This is a genomic window from Epilithonimonas sp. 33E, assembly GCF_059372615.1.
In genome coordinates, this window is record NZ_CM182009.1 from 3,109,855 (window position 1) to 3,128,267 (window position 18,413).

Consider the following 18,413-nt stretch of genomic DNA (forward strand, 5'->3'; position numbering starts at 1 on the left):
AATTATATTTTAACATTAATTAACCAAAAGTTAGATATTTAAAGAGAATGAATTTTATTTTTCCAATTATTATTTTTTTTTATTTTTACAGCCTCTAAATATGCTATTAATACAAAACTTCTCAGAAACCTTCATAGAAGCCGGATGCGATGAAGTCGGAAGAGGCTGCTTGGCCGGGCCTGTGGTTGCTGCTGCGGTAATTGTCGATAAAAATTTTAAGCAAAATTTAGTTAACGATTCTAAAACCTTAAATTTCCAGACAAGACAAAATCTGGACAGATATATCCGCGAGAATGCAGTAGATTTTGCAATAGCAGAATTACCTCCTGAGTTTATCGACCAGCATAATATTCTCAATGCAAGTCTGCACGCCATGCATCTTGCGCTCGATCAGCTCAAAACAAGGCCTGAACTGATTTTGGTAGATGGTAACAAGTTTCATCCATATAATTACATTCCGCATCATTGTATTATTAAAGGGGACAACAAATATCTTTCAATTGCAGCTGCATCTATTTTGGCGAAAAACTACCGTGATAATCTGATGATAAGACTTCATGATGAATTTCCCGATTATGGATGGAATACAAACTTTGGCTATTGTACGAAAACACATCAAAAAGCTTTGAAAAAATTCGGGCCGAATATCCATCACAGAAAATCTTTCCGATTAGAGTATGATATAGAAATTGACTAGTTTCTAAAAACAAATTTTGTAAATTGCTTCTTTAATATAGAATAAGAATGCAAAACACCTACTCCGTCATCAATGCTTCGGCTGGTTCCGGCAAAACTTACACGTTGGTTCAGCGGCTGTTGATGATCTGTCTTAGATTTCCGAATCAGCCGGATGCGATCAAGACTATTATTGCATTAACGTTTACGAACAAAGCTGCCAACGAAATGAAGGAAAGAATCCTTTTCTATCTTGGTGAGTTTGTGAAAGAAAACTATTCCGAAAATCAAGACCTTAAAAACATTCAAAAAGCGCTCTCAGAACAAGGATATCGAATTACATTAGACGATTTGAGACATCGTTCCCAGAAAGTTCTCGATTATATTTTACACCACTACTCTACGCTTAACATTGGAACGATTGATAAGTTCAACTCCAGATTAGTCAAAAGTTTTTCTTATGAATTAGGATTGGCTCAGAACTTCAACCTGGAGATTCAGCCGGAACCTTACCTGATAGAAGCGGTGGACAAAATGCTCGATGAAATTGGAGAAGACGAAACAGTTTCAGACGCTTTTATGGATTTTGTCAATTACAATCTGGACAATAATGAGCGGGTCAATCTGAATCAAACCCTTTATAATTCGGCGAAGAAATTTGTGAATGATATTCATTACCAGCCTTTGCAGGACAATAAAGATTTTGAGTGGCAGGCTTATGAGAACAAGAAAAATGAGTTGCGGAAAAAAATCAGTGATAACAGAATCCAATCCTCGCAACTTGCGACACAAGCTTTAGAATTAATAAAAACCCGAGGAATTGATATTGAAGATTTTGCTCAGGGAAAAAACGGTTTAGGCGGTTTTTTCCAAAAGATTCAGGATTTTTATAACAAAAAGCGAGACGGATTTCCTTTTCCTTCCAACGAAGATTCTGCATTGACAACTTACTTTAAAGGTGCTGCTGCAAAATCAAAGCATAAACAAAGTGACATCGAGGAAATCCTGCCGCAACTGATTTCCTGGCGAAAAGATATTATCGACCTTTATATCGATTCTCAGAAAAAAGAAAAAATCCTGGAAGCGATTCTGCCTTTGAAGGTCAACGCCGACATCCAGAAAAAGCTGTTGGAAATCGAGGAAGAGAACGATTTGGTTTTGCTTTCGAAATTTAATATTATCATTAATGAAAATCTTCGGAATGAGCCTTCCGCTTTTATTTATGAAAAAGTAGGAACGCAGTTTCAGCATTATTTTTTTGATGAATTCCAGGATACTTCGGCAATGCAATGGCAAAATTTTTTACCATTGCGTGATAACAGCATTACTTCGGACAATACGAGTTTTACGATTGTCGGTGACCCGAAACAGAGCATCTATCGATTCCGCGGTGGCGAAAGTGAACTGATGCTGAATATCATCAATCAAAAAGAGATCACGCCAAAATTTGCAACCGCTGAACACCTCAGATTCAATTGGAGAAGTGCGAAGAATATTGTCGATTTCAATAACCGGTTGTATAATTTTATGTCTAAGGCTTTGAATAATGAGCATCAAAAAATCTTTGGTGAAAATGCTGTTCAGGAAGCACAATCCAATCTGGAAGGCCGTGTCAAAGTTCATCTTTTGGAAAACTCGGTGAAATCTGTTTTTTATGAAGAATCTGCTGAGAAAATGCGAAATGACATCCAGGAATGTCTGGATAATGGATTTACGTTTTCAGACATTACGATTCTTTGTCGTGGAAACAATGATATTTTTAATTATTCCCAACTATTAGGAAATCTGAAAGTTCATTATAACGGAAAAGAAACCCATATCAAAACCATCTCCGAGAAAGGATTGACATTGGACTTATCATTTACAATCAAGGCTTTGATTGAATTCCTGAAATGGGAAATCAATCCGAAAAACCGCCAGTTTCTGGTGAAAATGATGTACTTCCTGAATGTTTCCGGAAGAATCAGAATGACGGATTTCACCTCTGAAATCAGAACCATTCTGAACCTGGAATCGAAGTCAGAAATCGAAAATTATATTGATACTCATTATCATATCAAATTGGTTCAAAATGATGTACCGCAACTGAATCTTTATAATTTCATCGAATATTATGTTCAGGAATTCTCTGTTGAAAATAAGGAAACAGATTTCCTTCTGAACTTTCTGGAAATGTTGTTCAATTACACGCAAAACGCCGGCGCAACGTTGAAGGAATTTCTGAAATTCTGGGATGATGAAGCTTCGAAAATCAGCATTCAGGCGAGCGAGAATATTGATGCCGTTCAGATTATGACAATTCATAAAGCTAAAGGTCTTGAGTTTCCTGTTGTTTTTATCCCGATGAGGAACGAAAACAGCGATAAAAAATTCTCCGAATGGTACGATCTCAACAGTGAAGATGAATTAAAAACCGTGATTTTGACTCAGTTTTCTTCCGAGCTGGAAACGTATGACGAAGATCTAGCGCAGTTCAATTTTGAAAATTCTTACCGGAATAAAATTGACCGTTTTTGTATTCAATACGTTGCAACTACAAGACCTGTGGAACAGCTGTTTCTCTATCTGGAAAAACCTAGCAAATCTTCTAATCATCTGGAATTATTTGATTTTGTGACTGAATTTCAACCAGCAGAAAATCACGAGAGATTGGATTCGTTCGATATTTTCCCTGTTACTGATTTAAGAAAACAAAAACGGAAAAAGAAAAAAGAGTATCTCTCAGAAAACATCAATTCGATTTCCCAGAAAACAGAAAGAGCTTCGAATATAGAAATTGCTACCACTTCCAAAAATTATCAAAACCGTGTAGAACACGTGCGAATGGGAATTTTCACGCACGAGATTTTGTCTAAAATCAAAACTAAAAAAGATGTTTCCAAAGTTCTGAACTCTTATCTTCTGGACGGCGTTATTACGAATGAAGAAAAAAAATCTATACTGGAAAGGATTGAAAATGTTCTTACTGATGCTAACTATTCTGCTTATTTTGAAGACCATCTGAAAATCATCAATGAAAGAGAAATGTTTGCGACAGAAAATGAGCAATCCAAAACGTATCGTCCGGACCGATTGGTAGAAACGGAAAATGGCATTATCATTGTGGATTTCAAGACCGGCGAGGAAAAAGACAAAGACCAAAAGCAAGTTGAAATTTATAAAAATAAGCTGGAGCAGTTTGGCAAGAAAGTCATCAAAACAGACGTGATCTATATATAAACAAAATCCCGAGAAAATAATTTCCCGGGATTTGCTTTTTATTTCTCAGCAGCAGGATTGAAAACTCTTTGAGCCAGTTCCTGGTCAAAAAGATATAATGCAGACGGATTATCTTTTACCATTTTGATTTTTGTTACTAAAAGTGATGCACTGGATTCTTCTTCTACCTGCTCATTGATAAACCATTGCAAAAAGCTTGTCGTTGCAAAATCGCCTTCATCATTAGCTGCTTTTACGATATTGAAAATACTTTTTGTTACCAATCTCTCATGTTCCAAAGCTTTTTCAAAAATCTCCTGAGCATTATTGAATTCATGCGGAGGTTTTGGAACTTCGTTCAGAATAATTTTTCCACCAATATCATGAACATAATCAAACATTTTATCCGCATGCATGAGTTCTTCTTTAGATTGTACACGGAAATAGTTGGCAATGCCCTCAAGATCCTGAGAATAAAACCAGGCGCTCATAGATAAATAAAGCTGTGCCGCATATTGTTCCTTTGTTATTTGTTCATTAATTAATGTAATAATAGTATCGCTAACCATAAATGTTAAATTTTTCCCAAATATAAAAAAAGAGCGGCTTAAAAAACCACTCTTTCATAAAATTAACCACTAAATAATAACTTACTTCACTACAGCTGTCTCCGCGCTTTTTCTATTTTGGAATTGCTCCCTTCTTTCTGCCATTTTCTTAGCTTTCATCTCTTGGAACTTTTTGTATTGGTCAGGAGTCAGAATTTTTTGCATGTCTGCTTCATTCTGTTTCATCTTTTGCATTCTGTCTTCTTTTTTCGCTGTCATTTCCTGCTTTCTTTCGGCAGCTTTCTGCTCGTGTAATGCCTTGATCTGGGCTACCTGAGCATCAGTAAGATTCAGCTCTTGTTTCATCTTTTGGAGTCTTTCTGCTTTTTTCTGTTCAAAGTCCGCTTTTCTATCTGTTGTTTGAGCAAAACCGAAAACACCTAATCCAAGGAATGCTACACTTAAAATTAATTTTTTCATTTTTTAATTGATTTAAATATTAATAAATTTTTATCTGTTAGTTTGATTTGTTAATAATTATAAAGTTAATCAGTGATATTGTTAAATAATTATAAAGTTAATCAGTGATATTGTTAAATAATTATAAATTTCAATTTGATTACCTTGAAACAAATCTATTTCCCGAATTTCTATTACCGTTCTCGGATCTTGGAGAAGAGTTCCTTTGGTTGCCATTGCCCCTGTTTTCAATTCTTCTTTCAGAATTCTGGTTTTGTCTGATTCCGCCTTGGTTTCTGATCCCATCTGATTGAATTGGTGAACGATCCTTTCCAAAACCATTTCCATTTCTTATTCCACCGGAATTTCTAATCCCTTCTGGTTGAACTTGTGGGCGATCATTATTTTCGAAACCGCCATTTCTTATTCCTCCGGCATTTCTGACACCATTGTTCTCATTAGATCTGATTCCTTCACTTTGAGAATTTCTTATTCCACCCCAGCCGTTTCCGTTTGACCCGCTTCTTGGATTATCGTTTCTGATTCCGTTATTTCTATTTGGCTGAATCATATCCTGATTCCTGCCAATACTTCTGAAACCATCTCTGAAATTGTTTCTGTCAACTCTGTAGATGTTGATATTAACATTTCTATAAACCGGTCTTACGGGATATCGTCTTGCATAGAAGTTGACACAACGGTTTCTGTAATATACAAAAGGGCTTCTTCCCCGGAAATAAACATTTTGATAAACAACGAAGATTCTTGGCCCTAATATATTTTGTAAAGCAAAAAACCTGTCATAATACCATCTGTCCGGATTCCATCTGTAATAGGCATTCCAGGCAGCATAAGATGCAAATCTATTATTCAGCATCATGATCTGATTGATCTGAAACGGACTCAAGCGGTATTGGATAAAAAACTGATCCCAATTAACAGAGAAAACAGCATTTCTGTAATCGTTATAATAACCCTGGTAATACTGATCCGGATAATAATCCGCAGGATAGTTGTAATAATAATCATCCGGATAATCATATGAATTATCATAATATTCGTAACCATTATAGTCCTGAGGATAAGTATCGTAATAGTCCTGGGCAAATGTCATGCTTCCTAAAATCAAAGCAAGTCCTAAAATTATCTTTTTCATTTCTTTTATTTTAAATAATTAAAACAGAAAATTCATATCTGTGATTCTGAACTTTCTATCTTTTGGATATGAACGAAGAAAAAAAGTTAAACCAAGACTTATATTTGAATTAAAAATAGATTCGAAAACCTATTTTAGCATTGATAATCAGACTAATAATTTTCAATAAAAAAGCCCTTCAAAAATTTGAAAGGCTTTAAAATTTATTTTTTAGGATTAATATCGGTCGCTATTTTCAACCCAACTTGCAATTTTTTGATTGAATTTGTCTTTAGTTTTTAAATCTTCCAAGTTCAGGTGTATTCTGTATCGCCAATAATGTGGAAAAACAGCAGGATTATTGATTCTTTCTTCATCCATATTCGGATTCATTAACTCTTCATCCGTTGCCAAAAATTCCTGAATCGGAAAGATTGCCAGCATTGCATCCGTATAAAGATGCTGCTTCATTATGATTTCTGACAATTCCGGGGCTAAATCCCAAGGTGCTGTACCATATTGACCTAACTGATTGTTAAAATATTTTTGAGTCAAATTTCTATCCTCATGCCACCATTGTCTCAGTGTAGAACTGTCGTGAGAAGAAGCTGTAACAACATTAAGATAACTTACATTTTTCGGGTCGTACCAAGCGATATTTTCCGAAGGCATTCTTTGAACTTTCAAAGCGGTAATCGCCAATTTATCCATTACAACAGGAACTGAATCCGGAACCAAACCTAAATCCTCACCACAAATCAACATCGTTGTAGAATTCAGTAAAGCCGGTAATTTTTCCATTGCTTTCTGATACCAAAGTCCATCCTGACGTTTGAAAAAATAATCATTATAAAGGTCAAGCAATTTTGCTTTTTCCCACTCCGGAAGATATTTGAACGATGTTGTCTTAGCAATGTTAAACCTTGGATGATAAACGATTCCATTTTCTGTTTCCTCTGTTAAGAATAGAACATTTCCAGCCAGAGAAATCAATTTTTCTTCTGCCCAGTCCCAAGATTCTTTTTTGAAATAATCGGTTAATTTTCTCTGCGTATCAAATTCCGGTTTGAAAGTGTAAACGCCATTATGATGATTATCAAAGAAACGGCTCTGAACTTTCTCTTTAAACTCGCCAAAGTTTTCCCAAAGGATAGGATCATTCACAAATGGCTTTACATAACGGTCATAATTAAAAGGAATCTGTCTGTCCACAAACTCTTTTTCTGTAACAGGAAGGGCTGGGTAAAAATAACCTAACAATCCTTGAGTCGCAGAAATTGGCATTCTCCAGATTCTGAAAAATCCTAGAATGTGGTCAATTCTCATCGCATCAAAATATTGTTCTAAGACTTTGAAACGTTTTTTCCACCATTGATAACCATCGGCTTTCATCACTTCCCAGTTATAAGTAGGGAATTCCCAGTTTTGTCCCAAATCCGAGAATTGATCCGGAGGCGCACCAGCCTGGAAATCCATCCCGAATAATTCCGGTTCTGTCCAGGCTTCTACAGAATATCGGTAAATCCCGATCGGTAAATCTCCTTTCACAGAAATTCCTAAATGATGAAGATATTCTACAGCATCCTGTAACTGCAGATGCAACTGATACTGAATCCACGCATGAAGCATCAATTGAGAATATTCTTTATGCTTTGGAGAATAAAGCGTTGCTACTTTTCCCGTCACATATTTTTTATGCGTCTTCCATTCGTTAAAGTTGGGCGTTTTGTATTTGTCTCTCAAAACACAAAATGCAGAGTAAGGCATTAGCCATTCTTCATTATCTTTAATGAACTTTTTGAAGTTTTTATCTTTTAGAATCGTGCCTTTATTCTCTTCGAAAACTGCTTTTGCATATTTCCATTTTCCGGAAATCATCTGCTCGTAATCAATCAAAGACAACGCATTTAGTTCCGCTTTTTTCGATTGATAATCTTTCACCAAATCCTTTGGCAAAGCATATTCTAATTTTTCAATCGAAAGATATTGCGGATGAAGTGCATAAACCGAAATCGCCGCGTAAGGATAAGAATCTGTCCAAGTGTAATTCGCAGTCGTATCATTAATTGGCAAAATCTGAATCACAGAAAGCTTGGTTTCATTAGCCCAATCGCCTAATTTTTTGATATCAGGAAATTCTCCAACTCCGAAACCGTCTTCCGTTCTCAAAGAAAAAACAGGAACTGCAACACCTGCAGAATGCCAAAGCGTATGGTTATCGAATTTGAAATAATGGTCCGCTTTCACATAAAGAATATCTTTGTTCGGATTTCCGAAAACCCAACGATTGTCGCCTGGTTCAACATAAAAAACCTTACCCGTATTTTTATCTTTAATTGCGTATTTGTAAAGAATCGTTTGATGAGAATTGATTTCTACGCCGGTTTCCCAAACACCGTAATCAGTTTCATTCAGTTCAATTGCTTTTTCATAATCCCAATTTCCCAAAGCGTCTACATTTCCAATCAAAACCAATTTCCAATTCGGATGATAAAGCGGCGCTTCTATTCGGAAAAGATGCGTGTGTTTTTTGACAACCGGTTGTTTTGCAGGCTGAAAACCTTGTAAACGGTTGTGAAGGATTTTGTTGGTCAGATAATTTTCGGGGAAATTTTTAAGATTCCATTGGTCAAAAATTACAAATTCTTTGAAGCTATTAGGCAAATTAAGTCTATGAAAAGGAATCTCTTCGTCCAAAACTTCACCATCTTCGGTTACAACAAGATATTTGTAGAGAATTGATTTGGAAAAATAATCAATTTCAGAGGTCCAGTTGTTATTTTCGGAATAGTTCAGGCTGTAATCACGATGCTCATTTTTGTCGTCAAATAGGCGCAAAATGAGCCGCTGGCCAACTTTTGTTCCGAAGTTAACACTAAAGTATAGTTTCATTTATTAAGGTCTATTAATATTGACGCAATTTAATGATTTCTTGCAATGGTGTAAAATTTATTTTTTTTTCGAAATAACTTCCAGATAAGCCGCAATATGATTATCCAAGGAAACAGTAATTCCACCTATATTTTTGGCTTTCATATACATCAGAACTTTTTCATCTTTTAGAGAATACATCAGAAAATCATTGAATTTATCTGGCGAAATTCCGGCTTCTGCAAAATATTCTAAGTCTACATTATTCTGAATCCAAGCCAAACCTTCCTGCAAATCTTCATATTTATAAAGTCTTCTTAGACGTTTTGATTTGCCGCTAACAACATCATAGATTGCCTGAACATTAACCATTGGAGGAATTCTTATTAGTGGCTTTACAATATCATCAACCGCATCAGCTGGTTTTTCGCGAGGTTTTTCCGGACCTTTCGGTAATCCTATATCTTTTCTGAGTTTTTCTTCCTGGGATTCTGCAAGATTTTTATTGATGATTTTCACTTCCTCTATCTCTTGCGGGATTTTCTCCAATTTAACGACCTGAAAATTATTACTGGTAATCACTATTTTTCCTAATCTGTAACTTTCCTTAGCAAACCGAATTTCGTCTCCTATATTAGCATCGATTGAAAATTTCCCATAAGAATCACTATAAGTTTTTTGATTAGTAGTCATATTCACAATCAAAACTTTGGGAATGAGAACTTCGTCCTCTGACATTACGTTTCCTGAAATGTTCTGAGAAAAAGTAAAACCATATAAAATAAGAAAAAGAATCTGTAAAAATCGTTTCAAACGCTGATAGTTTTTTCAAAAATAAACTTCTTTGCTAAAATAAAAATACGGTTTAACTTTCGTTAACCGTATTTTTAAATATTTATGACTTATATTAATTAAAAATTCCTAATTTCATAGCTATTGAAACAAGCTGTGCGGTAGTTGAAATTTTAAGCTTAAAAAAAATATTCTTTCTGTGAGTTTCTACAGTATTTTTGCTAATAAATAGTTTTTCAGAAACTTCTAGTGTTGTTAATCCTTCGCATATTAAGTTTACAATCTCCTTCTCACGGTTGCTGAGAATATTTTTATTAAAATTTATTTTTTCAAAAAAAACACCTTCAGAATAATAGTATTTTTCATTGTTATAATGCACAGTCTCTATAACCTCGAATAATTTTTCTTTCGGTGTATTTTTTAACAGATAAGCATGTATATTATCCTTAGATTCGGCATTTTTAAAACTGCTCATTACGATAATCTTAATATTCGTTTTTTCCTTTTTTATAAAATTTATTAGTTCCAGTCCATTGATTTCAGGCATAGATATATCTGTTATAAGGATATCTATTTCAATATCTTTCATATTTTCCAAAACCCTTTTTGCATTATCTACAGAAAACAACACTTGAAAATTAGGCTTTGAAGACAGCACATTGGTTATACCATCCAAAAAAATGGGATGATCATCTACAATTCCTATTCTGATCATTTCACTGGAATATTTAATATAGTAATAGAACCATAGTTACTATTTTCCATTATCATTTCTCCTTGATATTTATTTAATCTCTCCTTAATATTTTTCAAGCCAATACCTTCTGTATAATTTTCCGGAAACCCTCTTCCGTCATCTTCTATAATTATATTGATGTTTTCTAAATTTTTGGTACAGCTTATTTCGATATTTCTGGCTTCTGAATGTTTAAATGTATTTGTAAAAATCTCTTGAAAAATTCTATACATATCCATTTTCAGATTAAAATTAATATCAGAAAAAATATTGTCTGGGAAAAACAGAAAATTGGTTTTAATTTTTTTGGTTCTTTCATAGCCCGACGCTAAGTTTCGAATGAGTTGTTGTAAATCTGTATTTTCAGAAATGCCTGTTCTTAGATCGTGGGAAATGTCTCTAATCTCTTCATATAAATTATTTATATTTTTTTGAATCTCTGTAATTTGCTTGTTTTCCTGAATACTATTTTCATGCTCCAACATAAGATTAATACCAATCAAGCTTCCTGCAACGCCATCATGAAGTTCTTTGGCAAGCCTGTTCCGTTCTTCGTTCTGACCTTCCAAAATACCTTTAGAGATATTAATTTTTTCTTCTTTTTCTTTCATCTTTTTTTGAGATTTTTGTCTTTGGATAAAAATAAAACAAATGGAAATAACAATGGCCCCTAATAACAATGCAATAATTAAAAGTTTGGATGACCTAAGGCTTTCTATTTCTTTTTGTTTGGTTAATTGTAAAATTTGATTATTTTTTTTCGATACTTCAAATTTTGCCAACAAATGATTGTAATCCTTTTCTTTTTCAATTGTGAAAAGACTATCTTTTAATTTGTAATAATTACGTTGATATTCATTAGCTTTCTCAAAATCTCCACTTTTAGTATAAGCGTTAGACATACTCTTCAAAAGTGAAATCTTTTGCTCTATCGGTATTCCTCCTAAAACATATATTCCTTCTGCTTTTCGATAAAATCCTATAGCTTTTTGATAATTATCCTTTTCATATAATCCTCCGTAATTAAAATTGATATAGAAATAAAGGCTTTTGTTTCCAATTGTTTCAATCAATGCTTCCGCATCTCTTAAATGGCGTATAGATTTTTCAAAATCTCTTTTTTTATTGTACAAATTACTAAGATTGATATGTATATTGAAAGCTTCCGAATAGTCATTAATTTTTTGAGATAAGATTAAAGCTTTCTCAAAGTACTTTTCAGCCTTACTGACATTTTTATCAATTTCTATTAATGCAATACTATTATATGTTATAAGCTCTGTTAAAGTATCTTTTGAGAGCAAGGCATTTTTACGACTTAATTCATAATAGGACAAAGCATTTAAAGTATCTCCTTTTGTAATAGTCAGGTTTCCTAAATTAAAATATATTGTTGCATAGTAATCATTGAAATCTGTTTCACTAATTTTTTTCAGGGCATTTTGAAAATGCATAATCGATTTATCATATTCTGCATTATCATATTCAATCAGACCTAACAGGTTTTCAGCTCTATATAATATCTTTTCATTTCTGGATCTATTTGCAAAAAAAAGAGCACGTTTAGTAAAATAGCCGGCTTTCCTCAGATAACCTTTCTTATAGTTTATGTTACCAAAATTATATAAACATCGGGCTCTATAATAATCATTCCCTATTCTAGCATTTAAATCATACGCTTTTTTCATATAAAACATGGCAGAATCTAAATTTGATGAAAGAAAATCATTAGACCTATCAATCATGTTATCCAAATCCGTGATTGTTTTCTGAGATTGTAAGGAAAGCGATAATAGTAAAAATATAAAGATTAACCTCATTGAATAACAACTTAAAATCACTGTTTTATGTTATACTTTTTTTGATCTCCAAAAAATATATTTGTAAAAATAAACAGAAATGAATAAAAACCTCATTTGCTTTCTCATTATAATTTTGTTTTTGTTATCAATCAAAGTAAAAAGTCAAGAAACATATTGCGAATATGTAGAAAAAGAATCAATTTCTGAAGGGGCTATATGTTTTAATGATATTCTATATTTCACATCAGATGTGGAAACTATAGTGGCTGGTGAAGTGTCTGCGAACAACACAATTATTATTACACCCAAACCTAATGCAGCTATAACTTTCAAACCAACTATTCCTGATTGTAATGATTGTGCAGAGCCATCTGACGGCAATGGAACTACGATCAAATCAAGAGGAAGTGGTGGTGGAAAAACAAAAAATAAAAGCTCAGTTCCATCAGAAAAATACTTTATAAAAATCAAAAAAAATCCTACAAAGGATATCTTAGAGCTTTATATTCCTAAAAATACAATTATAGCTAAATATAGCATTTATGATGCCTTTGGTAGAATAACAGCAAGCTCAAATTATCCTGTAGCAAATAAAGATGAAATCAAAATTTCTCATTTACCAGCAGGATACTACAGAATTATATTAACAACAAAAGAAAACAAAACAATTACATTAAACTTTATTAAAAATTAAATTATCATGAGAAAATTATTATTCGCATCAATTTTAACACTATCAACTTTATCAATAAAAGCTCAAACAGGTGCTTATGAAAACGTATTTTTTAGTAATTTATATGGTGGTATGGTAAATGGTAATGCTTCCGAATTACCTAATTATCATATTTCCAATACACAGACAGGATTTGGTGGTGATTGGGGACTAGATATAAAATGGTGGGGCGGTGTAAAGTTAAAATCATCCTTAGGAATGATATATCTCAATAAATGGGGTAATGTCGGCATTAACAACGAAGATCCCTCTGCCAGATTGGATGTAAATGGAAATGTAAGAATCAATGCCAGAGATACTGAGTATACTTTTTTGTCGCTTGGTCATCAACCTAATGATCAGATTATTGTTGACAACACTGCTGCAAAACATTTTGGAGGTGGCTATTTTTTCAGAGTTCATAATGATAATGTTACAAATCAGTATCTGGATGCTATGATAATAGACGAGAACGGAAACATAGGAATAGGCATTAATCCTCCACAAAGTAAATTGGATGTTGCCGGAAAATCGTCATTCCGTGATAATATGAAAGTTGACGCAAAATTAGAAGCCAAGGAAATCAAAGTAACCCTCACACCAACTGCAGATTTTGTTTTCGAAGAAAACTATGGTCTTCCAAAACTAAAAGATGTTGAGAAATTTATTAAAGAAAACAAACACCTGCCGGAAGTTGCCTCAGCAAAAACCATGGAAAAAGAAGGAGTAAATGTTGGAGAGTTCCAAATCAAACTACTTCAAAAGATTGAAGAACTAACTCTATATATAATAGAACAGCAAAAGAAAATTGAAAATCTTGAAAATAAATTGAGTGACAAGAAATAAAAATAATTTTAAAATTGTTCACTATGAAAAATTTATTTTCAATAATATTTTGTTTATGTTTTTATTTTATAAAATCTCAAGAATTAAGAAAGTTTACACCAGCTCCGTTTCCTACAGCACAATGTAATAATTTAATGGGAAATTATTCTAGTGAATGGAGACCTAGTCACGGAAGTCCGAATGTATTAGATTTAGGTTGTGGAAATAAAGTTGTCCGACTATATAGTAAAAATGAAAATATTTCTACAAGAAAATCTGAAGGTATATTTATTGACTTAAATAATATAGGTGTAACTCTAGATACATCTAAAAAATACAAAATTATCGTCTCTTATCGTTATTCTTTATCAAGTAATCAAAATAGGGCGATTAATTTTGATGTTTACTTTGCCAATGGTATGGTAGAAAAATCAAGTAATAATTGTGACGAAGAAACATTACCAAATGTCTCAGATAAAATGAAAGTCCTCACTTTTAATAATGGTGAATTTTTAAATGACAGTTATACTTGTCAAGTAAAAAGTAAAGAGCAGGGACAAATAAGTCCTAATAAATCATATAAATACTTATGGATAACCTCTAATCTTAATACCACATTAAATTTTAGAGAATATGTAGATATTGATAAAATAGAAATGTATTATGATAATGGCGGAAGTAGTGGATCAGTATGTAATTTATCATATCCATCTAATTTATCAATTGCTAATATCACATCATCTACTGCAATTTTCACTTGGGACACTGTACCAAATGCCTTAAAATATAGAGTTAAAGTTTATCCTATTACTAATCCTAATTATAATAATACATTAGAAACAACAAGTAATGTTTATAATTTTTCAAATCTTCCACCAAATACAGTATATGAAGCTCAGGTAAGAGCGGTATGTGCAAATGGTCAATCAAGCCCATATATAAGTTATTGGATGTTTGCTACGTCGTGTCCTATAAATTCAACAATTATTCATCCTATAAAAACAAATCAAAATTTTACAGCTAGTAATTCAATTTTAGCTTCCTCATACATCAATTATGATTTATTTGTAAAATATAGTGCGGGAAATCAAGTCTCTTTACTTCCAGGGTTTTACGTAAAAGCAACGGCAAACAGTTCATTTCTTGCATCGTTAGAATCATGCTCGAGTCCACCAAACGCGTTGCTAGAAGAAAAACCACAAGATACTATTTCTAAGCAAAGAAAATACAGTGAAATGATACCTATTCTAAATTCAGAGTTTAAAATATATCCTAACCCTGTTTCCAATATCTTGACTATTGATAATGGTAAAGAGAAACTAATTTCTTGGGAATTATATGATTACTCAGGAAAAATGATTAAAAGCGGAAACTCTGCCACAATTAATGTCCAATCTGTACCAAATGCAACTTATGTTTTAAAAATAAATCTGAAAAAAACACAAATTTCTAAAACAATAATTGTAAAACACTAGAAAACACAAATTCAAATAAAAAAACTGTAACCATGAAAAAAGAGACTCATAATGAGTCTCTTTTTCATAATAATTGATAACTTGTTCCATCTCGTCCATCTTTCAATTCGATTCCTTTTTCCAGAAGCTGGTCACGGATCTGGTCAGATAATTCCCAATTTTTAGCTTTTCTGGCTTGATTTCTCAAATCAATCAAAACCTGCAAAGTCTGGTCAAGCTTATCATTATTAGATTCTTCTATGGTTTGTAATCCTAAGACATCAAAAACAATGGCGTTTAGGAATTGTTTCAGATCTTCATAATCTTCTGTTGAAATGCTTTCTTTACCCAATTTCGAAGCCGAAATAAACTTCACCGCTTCGAATAAATGAGAAATCAATATCGGACTGTTGAAATCGTCTGTTAACGCCTCCAAAACTTTTTCTTTCCAGCTTTTATAATCAAAGGAAGATATTTCCACGCCTTCTACAGGCACTTGCGTATTCAGGATTCTCACCGCTTCCATCAATCGGTTGAAACCTTTTTCACTTGCCAGCATCGCATCATTAGAAATATCCAGAACACTTCTGTAATGCGCTTGCAGAAAACAAAATCTCAATACACTTGGGTGAAAAGCTTTTTCAAAGAAATTATTATTACCGGTAATCAATTCCATTGGAAGGATATAATTTCCGGTAGATTTACTCATCCTTTGTCCATTCATCGTCAGCATATTGGCGTGCATCCAATATTTCACCGGTTCTACACCATTGCAAGCTTTCCCCTGAGCAATTTCACATTCGTGGTGCGGGAATTTCAAATCCATTCCACCACCGTGGATATCGAATTGGTCACCTAGATATTTGGTGCTCATCGCAGTACATTCTAAGTGCCAACCTGGGAAACCTTCTCCCCAAGGCGAAGGCCATTTCATAATATGTTCCGGCGAGGCTTTTTTCCAAAGTGCAAAATCCTGAGGATTTTTCTTTTCGCCTTGTCCGTCAAGGTCTCTTGTATTAGCAAATAATTCTTCTATATTTCTTCTGGAAAGTTCGCCATAATTAAGACCTCTTGCATTATATTCCAAAACATCGAAATAAACAGAACCATTACTTTCATATGCAAAACCTTTTTCTACCAAAAGTTTCGTGAGTTCCAATTGTTCGATAATGTGACCAGTTGCAGTCGGTTCAATAGTTGGCGGAAGCAGATTAAATTTCTTCAAAACATCGTGAAAATCGACGGTGTATTTCTGTACAATTTCCATTGGTTCCAGTTTTTCCAATCTGGATTGCTTGATGAATCTGTCATTATTGATATCGCCGTCATCTGTGAGATGGCCTGCATCAGTAATATTTCTGACATATCTGACTTTGTAGCCAAGAAACTGGAGACTTCTGTAAATGAAATCAAAGGACAAAAAAGTTCTCACATTTCCCAAATGCACATTGCTGTAAACCGTTGGTCCACAAACGTACATCCCGATATTACCTTCTAATATGGGTTTGAAAACTTCTTTTTCGCCTGACAGCGAGTTATATATTTTTAGTTGCATTGATTTTAATTAATGATAAATTATAATTGATAAACGATTTAAAATATTGACACAAAACATCAACAACAAATAATTGTTGCTATAAAGATTTTGTTCGATTGTTTTTTAAACTTTATCATTATTAATCGCTTTTAAATGATGATTCATATGACTAATATAATCATCAATAATAAATCTTAAAGTAAAAGATTGTTTTTCAGATTTAGTTGTATCGCAAATATTCTCCAATAGTTCATCGGGAATATTTTCAACTACGTTTACAATCTGAAGGTTCAAATATTTCCACAAATTTATGATGTCCGAAATCGGTGTATTCTGATAGTTTTGAGCTTTCACCCAAAAATTCTGGTCATACACAATATTTTCATTCTCTTTATATTGAGTCACAACAAATCTTCTGATATTCGTAAGAGCACTATCACAAAGATGACCTAATATTTCTTTTTTAGACCATTTTTCGTCGGACAATTTTTCATCCCATTGACTCTCTGAAATCGAATGAAATTTTGCAATCTGATTTTCTACAATATCTTTAAGTATCTGATAATTCATTTTAATCAAATTTTGCATGACTTCCTACATAATGCAAGAACTCCTGTCTGGTAATTGGATTGGTTCTGAAAATCCCGCTCAATTCTGCTGTAATCGTAGAACTTGCTGTGTCTTTGATTCCTCTGCAATTCACACAAAGATGTTTTGCATCTATGATACAAGCAACATTATTGGTACCAAGAGCTTCTTTCAAAGCGTCTACAATCTGCATTGTCAAACGTTCCTGAACCTGCGGACGTTTTGCATAATAGTCCACAATTCTGTTAATTTTTGACAAACCGATGACTTCACCATTTGAAATGTAAGCCACGTGCGCTTTTCCGATAATCGGCAAGAAATGATGTTCGCAGAAAGAATAAACCGTGATATCTTTCTCAACCAGCATTTGACGGTACTTATATTGATTCTTAAAAGTGGAGACACCCGGTTTATTTTCCGGAAGAAGACCACCGAAAATTTCGTTTACGTACATCTTTGCAACACGCTTTGGAGAATCTTTTAAAGAATCATCAGTCATATCCAAACCCAGAGTTTGCATAATCTCCCCAAATAGCAGTTCGATTTTTTTTACTTTTTCATCAGGAGAAAGATCAAAAGCATCTTTTCTGAGAGGCGTATGATCCTTGCCTGTAAACAGATCATCATCATTATCAGGAAATTGTTCCATAATATCATTATAATATACGGCAAAAATAAACAAATTTGCGGACTATAATTAGAGTAAATTTAAAGTTGTGATTATAAAAAGGATAGATTTGCAACGAGTTTAAAAAAGTAAAAAAAAATTGAAATGATTTGAAATTTTATATATTTGCACCTAAATTAACATAATTAAAAATAAATACTATGTCAGACATTGCATCAAGAGTAAAAGCTATCATCGCTGATAAGCTTGACGTTGAAGAAACAGAAGTAACTCCAGAAGCTAGCTTCACTAATGATTTAGGAGCTGATTCTTTGGATACTGTAGAATTAATCATGGAGTTCGAAAAAGAATTCAATATTCAGATTCCTGATGATCAAGCAGAAAAAATTACAACTGTAGGTCACGCTATTGCTTACATCGAAGAAGTTGTAAATAAATAATATTATCTAGACA

The 18,413-nt window shown here is 33.3% G+C and carries 16 protein-coding genes; 6 read left to right on the top strand and 10 right to left on the bottom strand.

Going from position 1 to position 18,413, the window contains the following annotated elements; all coding sequences use genetic code 11:
- Nucleotides 1-100: 100 nt before the first annotated feature.
- Both rnhB and AC5P2S_RS14210 read left to right on the top strand, forming a co-directional pair.
- A complete protein-coding gene (gene rnhB, locus AC5P2S_RS14205; protein WP_494555335.1) occupies nucleotides 101-697 on the top strand; it encodes a ribonuclease HII in 597 nt (198 codons plus the stop codon).
- A 47-nt stretch (nucleotides 698-744) separates the two neighbouring features.
- Nucleotides 745-3,894, top strand: a complete 3,150-nt coding sequence (locus tag AC5P2S_RS14210) for a UvrD-helicase domain-containing protein (RefSeq protein ID WP_494555336.1) — start codon at nucleotides 745-747, stop codon at nucleotides 3,892-3,894.
- Between the two features lie 38 nt (nucleotides 3,895-3,932).
- Here the strand turns inward: AC5P2S_RS14210 and AC5P2S_RS14215 are convergent, their stop codons facing one another.
- From AC5P2S_RS14215 to AC5P2S_RS14245, 7 genes are all read right to left on the bottom strand, one after another.
- Nucleotides 3,933-4,442 carry a ferritin gene (locus AC5P2S_RS14215; protein WP_494555337.1) on the bottom strand — a complete coding sequence of 170 codons (510 nt, stop codon included), beginning with the start codon at nucleotides 4,440-4,442 and terminating at the stop codon, nucleotides 3,933-3,935.
- 81 nt (nucleotides 4,443-4,523) lie between these two features.
- Nucleotides 4,524-4,901, bottom strand: coding sequence for a hypothetical protein (locus AC5P2S_RS14220; RefSeq protein WP_494555338.1), 378 nt, complete (start codon nucleotides 4,899-4,901; stop codon nucleotides 4,524-4,526).
- A gap of 139 nt (nucleotides 4,902-5,040) precedes the next feature.
- The gene (locus tag AC5P2S_RS14225) at nucleotides 5,041-6,036 is read right to left on the bottom strand and encodes a hypothetical protein (RefSeq protein ID WP_494555339.1); all 996 of its coding nucleotides are present in this window, start codon (nucleotides 6,034-6,036) and stop codon (nucleotides 5,041-5,043) included.
- 216 nt (nucleotides 6,037-6,252) lie between these two features.
- The gene (locus AC5P2S_RS14230; RefSeq protein ID WP_494555340.1) at nucleotides 6,253-8,907 is read right to left on the bottom strand and encodes a 4-alpha-glucanotransferase; all 2,655 of its coding nucleotides are present in this window, start codon (nucleotides 8,905-8,907) and stop codon (nucleotides 6,253-6,255) included.
- A 57-nt stretch (nucleotides 8,908-8,964) separates the two neighbouring features.
- Nucleotides 8,965-9,699: a hypothetical protein gene (locus AC5P2S_RS14235; RefSeq protein ID WP_494555341.1), complete on the bottom strand. Its 735-nt coding sequence runs from the start codon at nucleotides 9,697-9,699 to the stop codon at nucleotides 8,965-8,967.
- 94 nt (nucleotides 9,700-9,793) lie between these two features.
- Nucleotides 9,794-10,393 carry a response regulator transcription factor gene (locus tag AC5P2S_RS14240; protein WP_494555342.1) on the bottom strand — a complete coding sequence of 200 codons (600 nt, stop codon included), beginning with the start codon at nucleotides 10,391-10,393 and terminating at the stop codon, nucleotides 9,794-9,796.
- Complete coding sequence (locus AC5P2S_RS14245) at nucleotides 10,390-12,234, bottom strand: tetratricopeptide repeat-containing sensor histidine kinase (protein ID WP_494555343.1); 1,845 nt, start codon at nucleotides 12,232-12,234, stop codon at nucleotides 10,390-10,392. The genes AC5P2S_RS14240 and AC5P2S_RS14245 overlap by 4 nt, the downstream gene beginning before the upstream one ends.
- A 79-nt stretch (nucleotides 12,235-12,313) precedes the next feature.
- Between AC5P2S_RS14245 and AC5P2S_RS14250 the strand changes: the two genes are divergently transcribed.
- From AC5P2S_RS14250 to AC5P2S_RS14260, 3 genes are read left to right on the top strand one after another with little or no spacing between them, the layout of a single operon-like run.
- Nucleotides 12,314-12,910: a T9SS type A sorting domain-containing protein gene (locus AC5P2S_RS14250; RefSeq protein WP_494555344.1), complete on the top strand. Its 597-nt coding sequence runs from the start codon at nucleotides 12,314-12,316 to the stop codon at nucleotides 12,908-12,910.
- 6 nt (nucleotides 12,911-12,916) lie between these two features.
- A complete protein-coding gene (locus tag AC5P2S_RS14255; protein ID WP_494555345.1) occupies nucleotides 12,917-13,774 on the top strand; it encodes a hypothetical protein in 858 nt (285 codons plus the stop codon).
- A 23-nt stretch (nucleotides 13,775-13,797) separates the two neighbouring features.
- A complete protein-coding gene (locus tag AC5P2S_RS14260) occupies nucleotides 13,798-15,228 on the top strand; it encodes a T9SS type A sorting domain-containing protein (protein ID WP_494555346.1) in 1,431 nt (476 codons plus the stop codon).
- Between the two features lie 64 nt (nucleotides 15,229-15,292).
- On the opposite strand, the gene cysS is transcribed toward AC5P2S_RS14260, so the two are convergent.
- The 3 genes from cysS to folE all read right to left on the bottom strand — a co-directional run bounded on the left by cysS (nucleotide 15,293) and on the right by folE (nucleotide 17,981).
- A complete protein-coding gene (cysS, locus tag AC5P2S_RS14265) occupies nucleotides 15,293-16,762 on the bottom strand; it encodes a cysteine--tRNA ligase (protein WP_494555347.1) in 1,470 nt (489 codons plus the stop codon).
- 105 nt (nucleotides 16,763-16,867) lie between these two features.
- Nucleotides 16,868-17,314 carry a DinB family protein gene (locus AC5P2S_RS14270; protein ID WP_494555348.1) on the bottom strand — a complete coding sequence of 149 codons (447 nt, stop codon included), beginning with the start codon at nucleotides 17,312-17,314 and terminating at the stop codon, nucleotides 16,868-16,870.
- A 1-nt stretch (nucleotide 17,315) separates the two neighbouring features.
- Nucleotides 17,316-17,981: a GTP cyclohydrolase I FolE gene (gene folE / locus AC5P2S_RS14275; RefSeq protein ID WP_283417123.1), complete on the bottom strand. Its 666-nt coding sequence runs from the start codon at nucleotides 17,979-17,981 to the stop codon at nucleotides 17,316-17,318.
- A 179-nt stretch (nucleotides 17,982-18,160) separates the two neighbouring features.
- Between folE and AC5P2S_RS14280 the strand changes: the two genes are divergently transcribed.
- The gene (locus AC5P2S_RS14280) at nucleotides 18,161-18,400 is read left to right on the top strand and encodes an acyl carrier protein (protein ID WP_002976354.1); all 240 of its coding nucleotides are present in this window, start codon (nucleotides 18,161-18,163) and stop codon (nucleotides 18,398-18,400) included.
- The last annotated feature ends 13 nt before the right edge of the window (nucleotides 18,401-18,413 follow it).

Excerpts from the sequence above, each read along its gene's own strand:
- AC5P2S_RS14245 (WP_494555343.1), bottom strand. The coding sequence starts at position 12,234 with ATGAGGTTAATCTTTATATTTTTACTATTATCGCTTTCCTTACAATCT.
- AC5P2S_RS14250 (WP_494555344.1), top strand. The coding sequence starts at position 12,314 with ATGAATAAAAACCTCATTTGCTTTCTCATTATAATTTTGTTTTTGTTA.
- AC5P2S_RS14270 (WP_494555348.1), bottom strand. The coding sequence starts at position 17,314 with ATGAATTATCAGATACTTAAAGATATTGTAGAAAATCAGATTGCAAAA.
- AC5P2S_RS14280 (WP_002976354.1), top strand. The coding sequence starts at position 18,161 with ATGTCAGACATTGCATCAAGAGTAAAAGCTATCATCGCTGATAAGCTT.
- folE (WP_283417123.1), bottom strand. The coding sequence starts at position 17,981 with ATGGAACAATTTCCTGATAATGATGATGATCTGTTTACAGGCAAGGAT.
- AC5P2S_RS14210 (WP_494555336.1), top strand. The coding sequence starts at position 745 with ATGCAAAACACCTACTCCGTCATCAATGCTTCGGCTGGTTCCGGCAAA.
- AC5P2S_RS14220 (WP_494555338.1), bottom strand. The coding sequence starts at position 4,901 with ATGAAAAAATTAATTTTAAGTGTAGCATTCCTTGGATTAGGTGTTTTC.
- AC5P2S_RS14225 (WP_494555339.1), bottom strand. The coding sequence starts at position 6,036 with ATGAAAAAGATAATTTTAGGACTTGCTTTGATTTTAGGAAGCATGACA.
- AC5P2S_RS14215 (WP_494555337.1), bottom strand. The coding sequence starts at position 4,442 with ATGGTTAGCGATACTATTATTACATTAATTAATGAACAAATAACAAAG.
- AC5P2S_RS14240 (WP_494555342.1), bottom strand. The coding sequence starts at position 10,393 with ATGATCAGAATAGGAATTGTAGATGATCATCCCATTTTTTTGGATGGT.
- rnhB (WP_494555335.1), top strand. The coding sequence starts at position 101 with ATGCTATTAATACAAAACTTCTCAGAAACCTTCATAGAAGCCGGATGC.
- cysS (WP_494555347.1), bottom strand. The coding sequence starts at position 16,762 with ATGCAACTAAAAATATATAACTCGCTGTCAGGCGAAAAAGAAGTTTTC.
- AC5P2S_RS14230 (WP_494555340.1), bottom strand. The coding sequence starts at position 8,907 with ATGAAACTATACTTTAGTGTTAACTTCGGAACAAAAGTTGGCCAGCGG.
- AC5P2S_RS14260 (WP_494555346.1), top strand. The coding sequence starts at position 13,798 with ATGAAAAATTTATTTTCAATAATATTTTGTTTATGTTTTTATTTTATA.
- AC5P2S_RS14255 (WP_494555345.1), top strand. The coding sequence starts at position 12,917 with ATGAGAAAATTATTATTCGCATCAATTTTAACACTATCAACTTTATCA.